Annotated in this window: 12 protein-coding genes; 7 read left to right on the forward strand and 5 right to left on the reverse strand. The window is 68.7% G+C overall.

What is annotated here, in order from left to right; translation table 11 throughout:
• Positions 1-47: 47 nt before the first annotated feature.
• The 3 genes from OP79_RS09475 (at position 48) to OP79_RS09485 (ending at position 3,283) form a co-directional block, all read left to right on the forward strand.
• Positions 48-1,262, forward strand: a complete 1,215-nt coding sequence (locus OP79_RS09475; protein WP_033319580.1) for a LolA family protein — start codon at positions 48-50, stop codon at positions 1,260-1,262.
• A 76-nt stretch (positions 1,263-1,338) separates the two neighbouring features.
• Positions 1,339-2,331, forward strand: coding sequence for an ABC transporter ATP-binding protein (locus OP79_RS09480; RefSeq protein ID WP_033319581.1), 993 nt, complete (start codon positions 1,339-1,341; stop codon positions 2,329-2,331).
• Positions 2,318-3,283 carry an ABC transporter permease gene (locus OP79_RS09485; RefSeq protein ID WP_078491691.1) on the forward strand — a complete coding sequence of 322 codons (966 nt, stop codon included), beginning with the start codon at positions 2,318-2,320 and terminating at the stop codon, positions 3,281-3,283. Before OP79_RS09480 ends, OP79_RS09485 begins: the two co-directional genes overlap by 14 nt.
• A gap of 46 nt (positions 3,284-3,329) precedes the next feature.
• Here the strand turns inward: OP79_RS09485 and OP79_RS09490 are convergent, their stop codons facing one another.
• Positions 3,330-3,794, reverse strand: coding sequence for a VOC family protein (locus tag OP79_RS09490; protein ID WP_033319582.1), 465 nt, complete (start codon positions 3,792-3,794; stop codon positions 3,330-3,332).
• Positions 3,795-3,978: 184 nt separating this feature from the next.
• Here OP79_RS09490 and OP79_RS09495 point away from each other — a divergent pair, with 184 nt between their 5' ends.
• Entirely contained in the window at positions 3,979-5,193 is a 1,215-nt protein-coding gene (locus OP79_RS09495) for a 4-hydroxybenzoate 3-monooxygenase (protein ID WP_033319583.1), read from the forward strand.
• A 30-nt stretch (positions 5,194-5,223) separates the two neighbouring features.
• Here OP79_RS09495 and rarD read toward each other — a convergent pair whose 3' ends face one another.
• Both rarD and OP79_RS09505 read right to left on the reverse strand, forming a co-directional pair.
• On the reverse strand, positions 5,224-6,147 hold the full coding sequence (gene rarD / locus OP79_RS09500; RefSeq protein WP_245685266.1) for an EamA family transporter RarD: 924 nt from the start codon (positions 6,145-6,147) through the stop codon (positions 5,224-5,226).
• A gap of 268 nt (positions 6,148-6,415) precedes the next feature.
• The gene (locus OP79_RS09505; protein WP_033319584.1) at positions 6,416-7,270 is read right to left on the reverse strand and encodes an SDR family oxidoreductase; all 855 of its coding nucleotides are present in this window, start codon (positions 7,268-7,270) and stop codon (positions 6,416-6,418) included.
• Positions 7,271-7,362: 92 nt separating this feature from the next.
• On the opposite strand from OP79_RS09505, the gene OP79_RS09510 reads away from it, so the two are divergent.
• The 3 genes from OP79_RS09510 (at position 7,363) to OP79_RS09520 (ending at position 8,711) form a co-directional block, all read left to right on the forward strand.
• Positions 7,363-7,767: a winged helix-turn-helix transcriptional regulator gene (locus OP79_RS09510; RefSeq protein WP_033319585.1), complete on the forward strand. Its 405-nt coding sequence runs from the start codon at positions 7,363-7,365 to the stop codon at positions 7,765-7,767.
• A gap of 99 nt (positions 7,768-7,866) precedes the next feature.
• Positions 7,867-8,355: a DUF6082 family protein gene (locus tag OP79_RS09515; RefSeq protein ID WP_051744538.1), complete on the forward strand. Its 489-nt coding sequence runs from the start codon at positions 7,867-7,869 to the stop codon at positions 8,353-8,355.
• A 98-nt stretch (positions 8,356-8,453) separates the two neighbouring features.
• On the forward strand, positions 8,454-8,711 hold the full coding sequence (locus OP79_RS09520; RefSeq protein ID WP_245685259.1) for a hypothetical protein: 258 nt from the start codon (positions 8,454-8,456) through the stop codon (positions 8,709-8,711).
• Between the two features lie 55 nt (positions 8,712-8,766).
• On the opposite strand, the gene OP79_RS09525 is transcribed toward OP79_RS09520, so the two are convergent.
• On the reverse strand, positions 8,767-9,846 hold the full coding sequence (locus tag OP79_RS09525) for a 2-oxoacid:ferredoxin oxidoreductase subunit beta (protein WP_033319586.1): 1,080 nt from the start codon (positions 9,844-9,846) through the stop codon (positions 8,767-8,769).
• Positions 9,839-11,770: a 2-oxoacid:acceptor oxidoreductase subunit alpha gene (locus tag OP79_RS09530; RefSeq protein ID WP_033319587.1), complete on the reverse strand. Its 1,932-nt coding sequence runs from the start codon at positions 11,768-11,770 to the stop codon at positions 9,839-9,841. The genes OP79_RS09525 and OP79_RS09530 overlap by 8 nt, the downstream gene beginning before the upstream one ends.
• Positions 11,771-11,813 lie beyond the last annotated feature (43 nt).

The following is an 11,813-nucleotide window of genomic DNA, read 5'->3' on the forward strand; positions in this document are numbered from 1 at the left end:
CGAGTGCGTGACGGTAAGCCGCCGCCGACGACGGAGGTAGGGCACACATGGCACCGTACGAATCCGACGACGACACGAACGAGGAGCTGCGGACCGGCCGGCGCAAGGCGGCACGGTACGTCGTCCCCGTCGCGGTGATGGGGTTGGCGGCGGCGACCATCGGGCTGGTCCCGGCGTTCGCGGGCTCCGGCGATCCCGACCTGCCGGAGATCACCGCTGAGCAACTCATAGAGAAGATCGCCGCGTCCGACGTACAGCAGCTGTCCGGCACGGTGAAGGTCAGCACGAATCTGGGTCTGCCGGACCTCGGCGGCCTGGAGAGCAGCTTCGCTCCGGGTGGCGGCGCCGGCGGTTCCGAGGACGAGGGTTCCTCCGCCGACCCGTCGACGAAGCTCATGGAACTGGCGTCCGGTACGCACACGTTGCGGGTCGCCGCCGACGGCCCGGACAAGCACAAGGTGTCGCTGCTGGACAAGGCTGCCGAGTACAGCCTGATCCACAACGGCGACGAGGTGTGGGCGTACGACAGCGCGTCGAACGAGGCGTTCCACATGAAGGACGCCTCCGGTGCCGCCGAGGACAAGGGCAAGAAGGAAGAGGCACCGAAGGACGTCCCGACCACGCCCAAGGGGATGGCCGACGAGGCGCTGAAGGCGGTCGACGACACGACATCCGTGACCGTCGACGGTACGGCTCAGGTCGCGGGCCGCGATGCGTACAAGCTGGTCATCAAGCCGAAGCAGTCCGGTTCGACGGTCGGTCAGATTTCGATAGCGGTGGACTCCAAGACTGGTATGCCGCTGAAGTTCACGCTGACACCGGCGAGCGGTGGCGCGGCCGTCGTGGACGCGGGCTTCACCAAGGTCGACTTCAGCAAGCCGGATGCGTCCACCTTCGACTTCAGCCCGCCGAAGGGCGCGAAGGTCACCGAGGGCGACGAGGCGAAGTCCGAGGACCAGGCGCTTCCGAAGGCCGAGGAGGATCTGGGCCATGGGCTCGAAGGGTTCGATGGGCTCAAGACCATAGGCGAGGGCTGGACCACCATCGCCCGGTTCGACACCGGCGGCGAGGGCATACCCTCGGCGTCCGGCGACGCGGGCAGCTTCCTCGACTCGCTGGGCACGAAGGTGAACGGCGAGTTCGGCTCGGGCACGGTCTTCTCGACCCGACTGGTCAACGCGCTCATCACGGACGACGGCCAGGTGTACGCGGGTGCCGTCACGAAGGACGCGCTGGTGAAGGCGGCCAACGCCGCGAAGTAACAAGCAGAGGACGACAGGTGGTTGGCGTCCGACCGGAGGTTTCTGGTCGGGCGCCAACAGGGAGTTGAGGGAGTCGATGGCGGAACTGTCCACCGCGGAACCGGACACCGGGCCGACAACTGGGCCGGAAACCGGGCCGGACACGGTGATCGCCACCCGTGCGCTCACCAAGCGTTTCCGCGGTGGACAGCTCGCTGTCGACGGCCTCGATCTGGCCGTCCCGGCGGGCAGCGTCTTCGGTTTCCTGGGGCCGAACGGCTCCGGCAAGACGACCACCATCAGAATGCTGATGGGCCTGATCGAGCCGACCTCGGGCACGGCGCGCGTCCTGGGACAAGCCATGCCGCGCGCCACCCGCACGGTGCTCCCGCAGGTGGGCGCGCTGATCGAGGGACCCGCGCTGTACGGATTCCTGTCCGGCCGCGACAACCTCCTGCGGTACGACTCCGCCGACCCGACCGCCGATCCTCGCACTCGGCGCACGCGCGTCGCGGCTGCCCTCGACCGGGTCGGACTGACGGCCGCCGCGAGCAAGAAGGCGAAGGCCTACTCGCTGGGCATGAAGCAGCGGCTCGGCCTGGCGGCGGCGCTGCTCCAGCCGCGCCGGCTGCTGGTCCTGGACGAGCCGACCAATGGGCTCGATCCGCAGGGGATGCGCGAAATCCGTTCGCTGGTACGGGAGTTGGCGTCGGACGGTACGACCGTCTTCCTCTCCTCGCATCTGCTGGACGAGATCGAGCAGGTGTGCTCGCATGCCGCGGTGATGGCGCAGGGGCGGCTGATCATCCAGGGGCCGGTGGCCGAGCTGGCGGCCGGTGCCCGTGGCCTCCTGGTCGTCACGACCCCGGATCCGGGCGACGCGGCCCGTGTATTGAAGGAGCAGGGCGTGGCTGACGTCGTTGTCGAGGAGGACCGGGTGACCGGTGAGCCCCCGGACCGCGACCTCGCCGAGGTGAACGCGGCGCTGGTGTCGGCGGGCGTCCGCGTACGGGGCTTCGGGCTCGAACGGGCTTCACTGGAGGACGCGTTCGTCGCGCTCACGGGGGAGGGCTTCGATGTCGCGGGCTGAAGCATCTGAGGTCTCTGGGGCCTCGGAAGGCTCTCGAGCCTCAGAGATCTCTGAGGTTTCGGAGGTCACTGACGTCGGCGTCGGCTCCGGCACCGCCGAGATCGTCGGCCTACGGAAGCCGAGTCCGTTGTGGGCCCTCGGCCTGTTGCGCAACGAGCTGGTGACCACCCTGCGCCGGTGGCGGACGCTCGCGCTGCTGGGGGTGCTGGCCGCGGTGCCGGTGCTCGTCGGGATCGCTGTGAAGATCGAGACGAGTGACGGTGCGTCGGGCGGGGGCGGAGGGCCGGCCTTCGTCACGCAGATCACCAACAACGGACTGTTCCTGGTGTTCACGGCGCTCGCCGCGACGCTGCCCTTCTTCCTGCCGATGGCGATCGGCGTCATCGCGGGGGATGCGATAGCGGGCGAGGCGAACGCCGGGACGCTGCGCTATCTGCTGGTCTCACCCGCGGGGCGTACACGGCTGCTGCTCACGAAGTACGCGACCACGCTGGCGTTCTGTGTCGTAGCGACGCTCGTCGTGGCGCTGTCGGCGCTGATCGTGGGCTCCCTGCTGTTCCCACTCGGTGAGCTGACGACGATCTCCGGCACGCGGATCAGCTTCGGCGAAGGGTTGGGGCGGGCATTTCTGATCGCGCTGATCGTCGCCGCTTCGCTGATCGGGATCGCGGCGCTCGGCCTGTTCGTCTCGACGCTCACCAGCAGCGGCATAGCGGCGATGGCGACGACCGTGGGCCTGCTGATCACCATCCAGATCCTCGACCAGATACCCCAACTCCACGCGATACAGCCGTACTTCTTCTCGCACTACTGGCTGTCCTTCGCGGACCTGATGCGCGATCCGGTGTACTGGGACGATCTGTTCCGCAACCTCGGCCTTCAGGGCCTGTACGCGGCGGTGTTCGGCACGGCGGCGTGGGCGCGCTTCACGACGAAGGACATCAGCGCCTGAGAGCCAGCCCATGGGCGCATGGGCACATGTGTGGATCAGCGGGCGCTCAGTGCACGCAGAATTCGTTGCCCTCCGGGTCCGTCATGATCACCCACTCGCCGCCCGGTTCCTTCACCTCCCGCAGTACCGTCGCCCCCAGGTCCGCCAGGCGCGCGATCTCCGCCTCGCGTTGCCCGGGCTCGGCGTGTACGTCGATGTGCAGCCGGTTCTTGACGGTCTTCGGCTCCGGTACGCGTTGGAAGAGCAGTCGCCGGCCGAGGCCCGTGCCGCTCTCCTTGTCGTACGGATCCTCCGGGTGTCGTACGGCGACGAGGTCGCGCCAGGCCTTGCGGCCGTGGGACTCGACGGTGATCTCCGGTGACACGGCGCCGAAGCCCAGCAGGCGCTCGATGAGGGCGCTGTTGTCCTCGACTTCGTAGCGGAGGGTGGCGGCCCAGAAGTCGGCCTGGGCGTGTGGGTCGGCGGCGTCGATGACGAGCTTCCAGTGCAGGGGGGTGTGCGACTGTGTCATGGATGGACCGTACGTCGGACGGGGTGATTTCGCCCCCGCTTCCTTACTCTCCCCCGCCGGATCGAGCGAGGCCGAGAGTGGCCGGAGCGACAGCCGAGGCGAGCGCCAACCCACCCCGGCAGACGGTCAGTTGAGGATGCGCGGGCACACCACACAGTGCGGTGCTCGCCGACATAATGGCCCTATGACGGACACCGCCGCCCCCTTCTCCACAGAGCGCACCTCGGTCGTCGTCGTGGGTGCCGGCCCCGCCGGTCTCACCGTCGCCAACATCCTGCGTGCCGCCTCCGTCGACTGCGTGGTGCTGGAGGCGGAGAGCAGGGAGTTCATCGAGCAGCGGCCCCGCGCGGGCTTCCTGGAGGAGTGGGCGGTGCGCGCCCTGGAGCGGCGCGGCCTCGCCGACCGGCTGCTGGAGAACGCCCAGGTGCACAGCGAGTGCGAGTTCCGGATCGCGGGGGAGCGGCACAGGTTCCGGTACGGCGACATGTCCGGGCACCATCACTTCGCCTATCCCCAGCCACTGTTGGTGACGGACCTGGTGCGCGTGTACGCGGACGAGCGGGGCGGTGACATCCGTTTCGGCGTACGCGACGTGGAGGTGCACGCCATCGACTCGGACCAGCCCTCGGTGTCGTACACGGATCCGGACACGGGCGAGCGCGTACGACTCGACTGCGCGGCCGTCGCGGGCTGCGACGGCGCGCGCGGTGTCACCCGGGCGTGCATGCCGCCGGGGCACGTCAGCATCGCCCGGCACGACTACGGCATCGGCTGGCTGGCGCTGCTCGCCGAGGCGCCGCCGTCAAACGACTGCGTCGTCTTCGGCATCCATCCGCGGGGCTTCGCCGGGCATATGGCCCGCAGCCCGCAGGTCACCCGTTACTACCTGGAGTGCCCGCCCGGTGACGACCCCGAGAACTGGTCGCACGAACGCGTCTGGGCCGAGCTCCACGAGCGGCTCGCGGCGGACGGGACCCAGCCGCTCACCGAGGGACGGCTGATCGAGAAGCGGGTCCTGGACATGCACAACTACGTCGCGGAGCCGATGGCGTACGGGCGGCTGTATCTGGCCGGCGACGCGGCCCACCTCCTCGCGCCGATCGGCGCGAAGGGCATGAATCTCGCGATCCACGACGCCCTGCTGCTCGGCGACGCACTCATCGCGTACTGCGGCAAGGGCGACGAGAGCGGGCTCAGTGGCTACTCGGCGGCCTGTCTGGGGCGGGTGTGGCAGTACCAGGAGTTCTCGCTGTGGTTGTCGGACATCTACCACGGCGCCTCGTCCGGCGACCTGTTCCGGGCGGGCACCACCGCGGCCCGGCTGCGGCGGACCCTCGCCTCGCCCGCCGCCGCGGCCGGGTTCGCGGGGCTGTACATCGGCAAGGACGCCGATTACTGACCCGACTACCGACTATCGACTACCGGGCGCCTAGGCCCTGGGGCTCGAGGTCGGCTTCTGGATTTCCGGGACGTCCGCGTCGACCCCTGCCGCCTCGTCGACCCCTGCCGCCTGCAGAGTCAGCCGCGCCCGGTGTGACGTTCGTAGCGCGTCCCACGTCAGCAGCGACAGCGCGGCCCACACCAGCGCGAACCCGGCCCACCGCTCGGCGGGCATGGCCTCGTGGAAGTACAGGACGCCGAGCAGGAACTGCAGCACGGGTGCCAGGTACTGGAGCAGCCCGAGCGTCGACAGCGGTACGCGGATCGCAGCCGCCCCGAAGCAGACGAGCGGCGCCGCCGTCACCACACCGGTCGCGGCCAGCAGCGCCGCGTGCCCGGCACCCTCGGTGCCGAACACCAGGTCGCCCTGCCCCGCCAGCCACAGCAGATACGCCAGCGCGGGCAGGAACTGGATCGCGGTCTCCGCGGCCAGCGATTCCAGACCACCCAGATTGACCTTCTTCTTCACCAGCCCGTACGTCGCGAAGGAGAAGGCGAGGCAGAGGGAGATCCACGGCGGTTGCCCGTACCCGATGGTCAGCACGAGAACCGCGGCGAAGCCGATACCGACCGCCGCCCACTGGGCGGGCCGCAGCCGTTCCTTCAGGAGCAGCACGCCCATCGCGATGGTGACGAGCGGGTTGATGAAGTAGCCGAGGGACGCCTCCACCACATGGCCGGTGTTCACGGCCCAGATGTAGACGCCCCAGTTGATGGTGATCACAGTCGCCGCGACCGCGACCAGGCCCAGTCTGCGCGGCTGCCGCAGCAGTTCGCCGGCCCAGGCCCAGCGCCGTATCACCAGCAGCGCGACCGCGACGATGCCGAGCGACCACACCATGCGGTGGGCGAGGATCTCGATGGCTCCGGCGGGCTCGAGGAGCGGCCAGAAGAGGGGGACGAGGCCCCACATGCCGTACGCCGCGAAGCCGTTCAGCAGACCTATGCGCTGCTCGCCCTTGGACTCCGGACCTGTGTGCTGCTCGCCCTTGGACCCCACCGGCACGGCCTCTCCCCTCTCGAGCGGCTGCGAGCGCGCAGCCGCTCACGACGGTAACGCCGAACACCCCCGCCTGTCATGGCCGTATCCACGATACGGTCATTACAAGCAGGGGTGGGCGAGGACGGCACTTGAGGGCAGCAGGGGAGTCGGCCCTCGAAGGCCATCGCTCTCGAGCAGGTCAGCCCTTGAGCGCCGCCGCGATCGACTCCGCGATCGGGGTGGTCGGGCGGCCGGTCAGCCGGGACAGGTCACCGCTGGTGACGACCAGCTCGCCCTTCTCGACGGACGCGTCCACGCCGGCGATGGTCGCGGCGAGCGGCTCGGGCAGCCCGACGCCGGTCAGGATGCCCGTGTAGACCTCGACGGAGACGGGGCTGTACGCGATCTCCTTGCCGGTCTGCTTGGCCACCTCGGCCGCGTACTCGGCGAAGCTCCAGGCGGTGTCGCCGCCGAGCTCGTACGTCTTGTTCTCGTGGCCCTCGCCCGTCAGCACGGCCACGGCGGCAGCCGCGTAGTCCGCGCGGGAGGCCGAGGAGACCTTGCCGTCGCCGGCGGCCTGGACGACGGCGCCGTGCTCCAGGACCGGGGCGAGGCTCTCGGTGTAGTTCTCGTTGTACCAGCCGTTGCGCAGCAGGGTGTACGTCACGCCGGACTCGAGGATCGCCGCCTCGGTGCCCCGGTGGTCGTCGGCCAGTGCGGCGGTCAGGCTCCCGGGGGCGCTGGTGTACGCGAGGAGCGCGACCCCGGCGGCCTTGGCGGCTTCGAGGACGACCTTGTGCTGGCCCACGCGGTCGTTGCCGACCTCGCTGCCGGAGATGAGGAGCACCTTGTCACCGGCGGAGAAGACGCTGTCGAAGGTCTCGGGAGCGCTGTAGTCGGCGACCGCGATCTTCACGCCGCGGGCCGCGTAGCCCGCCGCCTTCTCCTCGCTGCGGACAACGGCCGTGATCTGGTCGGCCGGGACCTTCTCCAGCAGTCCTTCGATGACAAAGCGGCCAAGGTGGCCGGTGGCTCCGGTGACGACGATGCTCATGATGTTGCAGCTCCTTGCGGGGTGGGTAGGTCACTAACCCTAGGGGATGCACTAACTCTACGAAAGTACCCACTTTGAAGTAAGGTACTGGCATGGCCGTAAGTGATGCAGTTGTCGCCAGTCCCGCAGCAGTCGGCAAATGGAGCGTCGAGGGCGAGGCGATGTGCCCGCACCGCCTCGTACTGGAGCACGTCACCAGCCGCTGGGGCGTCCTGGTCCTGATCCAGCTCCTGGACCGCCCGCACCGCTTCAGCGAGCTGCGCCGTGCCATCGGGCGGGTCAGCGAGAAGATGCTCACGCAGACCTTGCAGACGCTGGAGCGGGATGGCCTGGTCCACCGGGACGCGAAGCCGGTGATCCCGCCGAGAGTGGACTACTCGCTGACGGACCTGGGCCGCGAGGCCGCCGAGCAGGTGCGGGCGCTGGCCGACTGGACGGCTCGCCGCATGGACGCGGTACTGGAGGCGCGCGAGATGTATGACGCGGCCAGGGGGTAGCTCTGAGTCGGAGTGCCGGCACGTCCTTCCGTGCGCCCCCTGTCCGCCTCCCGCGCCCGTCTGAGTCGGCGGGCACGCTGGAGTCGGGGGTGCATCGCCATGGCTGTACCGCAACAGGACGAGCTCGTGCGGGAGTTGATTCAGCGAGTCGTCCTCATGACGGAGGGGGTTGCCCGTGTGGCGGAGGAGATGCATCGGGCGAACCTGATCCAGTTGCATCGCTTCTTCGTGGAGCAGTTGGACCAGGGGATCGCTGATCCGTCGCTCGCTGACGCGTTGAGTACCTTGAACGGCCTGTCCGAGGGCAAGCGCCGCCAGATGCTCTTCGCCAACCGGGAGTACGGGCTGCTCTTGCTGGGCTATCGCATCGGTGCGCTGGACCGGGGCGAACTCCTCGGGGCGCTGAAGGTCCTGAGCAAGAACTCCGTCTTCGCGGAGTATTGGGAACGGACGGCCGAGCAGCGGGGGATGCTGCCTGCGGAGTGTCTGGAGGCGCGGGTCGGCAAGGCCATCGACGTCATCATGGACGAGCGCGGCGACGAACTGGACGAGTGGTGGGTGGTTGTGCCGGAGTCTCCGAATGCCTGAACTATCTCCGAACGCCTGTTGGAGATTAGTAACCTGATTGGGTGTATCGCGGGTCAGGAACTGCTGGCCCGCGTGCCACGCTGAAAGGAACCCAGTCAGTGCACAGCGACTTTCTGCCGGTCCGGATCACACAGCGCCTCGGCGATTCCCCACGCAAGAGGGGCTGCGAAACCTTTCACACCTGCCCAGACATCTTCGAACTCAGCGACGGCAATTTCGCCGTCATCGGTACGGAAGCCACCGCCGTCCTGGCCCGCCGATTCCCCCAGGACATAGCCTGCGCCGACCACGAGCGCATCGTAGTGATCACGCGCGAGACCCTCATCCGCGCCAAGAGGGACATCCCCGACGCGTAACGCCGAGGGCCTGGGTGTCGTACGGCACCCAGGCCCTCGGCGTTACGCGTCGGGGTCAGCCCACGACAGTCCAGGTGTCCCCGCCCGCCAGCAGCGCCGCCAGGTCACCCTTCCCGTTCTGCTCGATGGCCGTGTCCAGCTGGTCCGACATCTGGGTGTCGTACACCGGTCTGTCCACCGAGCGGAAGACGCCGATCGGGGTGTGGTGCAGGGTGTCCGGGTCCGCCAGGCGCGACAGTGCGAACGCCGTCGTGGGGGACGGGGAGTGCGCGTCGTGGACCAGGATCTGCGACTCGTTCTCCGGAGTGACGGTGACGACCTTCAGGTCACCGGTCAGCGGATCGCGTACGACGCCCTTGGCGCCGTCCGAGCCGAAGCGGATCTGCTGGCCGTGCTCCAGGCGGATGACCGCCTCCTCGGCCTGCTGCTTGTCCTTCAAGGCTTCGAAGGCGCCGTCGTTGAAGATGTTGCAGTTCTGGTAGATCTCGACGAGAGCTGTGCCGGGGTGGGCGGCAGCCTGGCGCAGGACCTCCGTGAGGTGCTTGCGGTCGGAGTCCACGGTGCGCGCCACGAAGGACGCCTCCGCGCCGATGGCCAGCGAGACCGGGTTGAAGGGCGCGTCCAGCGAGCCCATCGGCGTGGACTTCGTGATCTTGCCGACCTCCGAGGTCGGGGAGTACTGGCCCTTCGTCAGGCCGTAGATCCGGTTGTTGAAGAGCAGGATCTTGAGGTTGACGTTCCGGCGCAGGGCGTGGATCAGGTGGTTGCCGCCGATGGACAGCGCGTCGCCGTCACCGGTGACGACCCAGACGGACAGGTCCTGCCGGGACGAGGCCAGGCCCGTCGCGATGGCGGGCGCGCGGCCGTGGATGGAGTGCATCCCGTAGGTGTTCATGTAGTACGGGAAGCGGGAGGAGCAGCCGATGCCGGAGACGAAGACGATGTTCTCCTTCGCCAGCCCGAGTTGGGGCATGAAGCCCTGCACGGCGGCGAGGACCGCGTAGTCGCCGCAGCCGGGGCACCAGCGCACTTCCTGATCGGACTTGAAGTCCTTCATGGACTGCTTGCCCTCGGCCTTGGGCACAAGGGAAAGCGCCTCGATCGTGTCCGTGCCTTCCGTGGTCGTCTCAGCCATCGATGGCCTCCTTGAGAGCCGTGGCGAGCTGCTCAGCCTTGAACGGCATACCGTTGACCTGGTTGTAGGAGTGGGCGTCCACCAGGTATTTCGCCCGGACGAGCGTGGCGAGCTGCCCGAGGTTCATCTCGGGGATCACCACCTTGTCGTAACGCCCCAGCACCTCGCCGAGATTCCGCGGGAACGGGTTGAGATGGCGCAGATGGGCCTGTGCGATGCTCTCCCCGGCCGCGCGCAGCCGCCGTACCGCCGCGGTGATCGGGCCGTATGTCGACCCCCAGCCCAGCACCAGCGTCTGCGCGACGTGCGGATCGTCGACCTCGATGTCTGGTACGTCGATGCCGTCGATCTTCGCCTGGCGCGTACGCACCATGAAGTCGTGGTTGGCCGGGTCGTACGAGATGTTGCCCGTGCCGTCCTGCTTCTCGATGCCGCCGATACGGTGCTCCAGGCCGGGCGTGCCCGGGATCGCCCACGGGCGGGCGAGGGTCCCCGGGTCGCGCTGGTAGGGCCAGAAGACCTCGGTGCCGTCGTCCAGGGTGTGGTTGGGGCCCTGTGCGAACTGCGTGCGCAGGTCCGGGAGTTCGTCGATGTCCGGGATGCGCCAGGGCTCGGAACCGTTGGCCAGGTAGCCGTCGGAGAGCAGGAACACCGGGGTGCGGTAGGTGACCGCGATCCGGGCGGCTTCCAAGGCCGCGTCGAAGCAGTCCGCGGGCGTGCGCGGGGCCACGATCGGGACCGGGGCCTCGCCGTTGCGGCCGTACATCGCCTGCAGCAGGTCCGCCTGCTCGGTCTTGGTCGGCAGGCCGGTGGACGGGCCGCCGCGCTGGATGTCGATGACGAGGAGGGGGAGTTCGAGGCTCACGGCCAGACCGATGGTCTCGCTCTTGAGGGCCACCCCCGGACCGGACGTCGTGGTCACGGCGAGCGAGCCGCCGAAGGCCGCGCCCAGGGCCGCGCCGATGCCGGCGATCTCGTCCTCGGCCTGGAAGGTCCGTACGCCGAAGTTCTTGTGCCTGGACAGCTCGTGCAGGATGTCCGAGGCCGGCGTGATCGGATACGAGCCCAGGTACAGCGGCAGGTCGGCCTGGCGGGAGGCGGCGATCAGGCCGTACGACAGGGCGAGGTTCCCGGAGATGTTCCGGTACGTACCGGTCGGGAAGGCCTGCGCGGCCGGGGCGACCTCGTACGAGACCGCGAAGTCCTCGGTGGTCTCGCCGAAGTTCCAGCCCGCGCGGAAGGCGGCGATGTTGGCCGCCGCGATGTCCGGCTTCTTGGCGAACTTCGACTTCAGGAATCTCTCGGTGCCCTCGGTCGGCCGGTGGTACATCCAGCTCAGCAGGCCCAGCGCGAACATGTTCTTGCTGCGCTCGGCCTCCTTGCGGGAGAGATCGAACTCCTTGAGCGCCTCGACCGTCAGCGTGGTGAGGGGGACCGGGTGGACGTGATAGCCGTCCAGGGAGCCGTCCTCCAGCGGGCTCGTCGCGTAGCCGACCTTGGCCATCGCCCGCTTGGTGAACTCGTCCGTGTTGACGATCACCTCGGCGCCGCGCGGCACATCGCCGATGTTGGCCTTCAGCGCGGCCGGGTTCATCGCCACGAGTACGTTCGGCGCGTCGCCCGGCGTGAGGATGTCGTGGTCGGCGAAGTGGAGCTGGAAGGACGAGACGCCCGGCAGGGTTCCGGCAGGGGCGCGGATCTCGGCGGGGAAGTTCGGCAGTGTCGACAGGTCGTTGCCGAAGGACGCCGTCTCCGAGGTGAAGCGGTCGCCGGTGAGCTGCATACCGTCACCCGAGTCCCCCGCGAACCGGATGATCACCCGGTCGAGGCGGCGCACGTCCTTCGCGCCCGCGCCCGCCGGTTTGCGCTGTTCTCCTACGACGGTTCCGTCGGCCTGTTCGGTTGGACTGACCTGGCTGGTCACTGAACTGGACCTCCCTCGAGGCGGCTGTCTGGGAGCGGCCTTC

The organism is Streptomyces yerevanensis (assembly GCF_000716805.1).
GTDB lineage: Bacteria > Actinomycetota > Actinomycetes > Streptomycetales > Streptomycetaceae > Streptomyces > Streptomyces flaveus.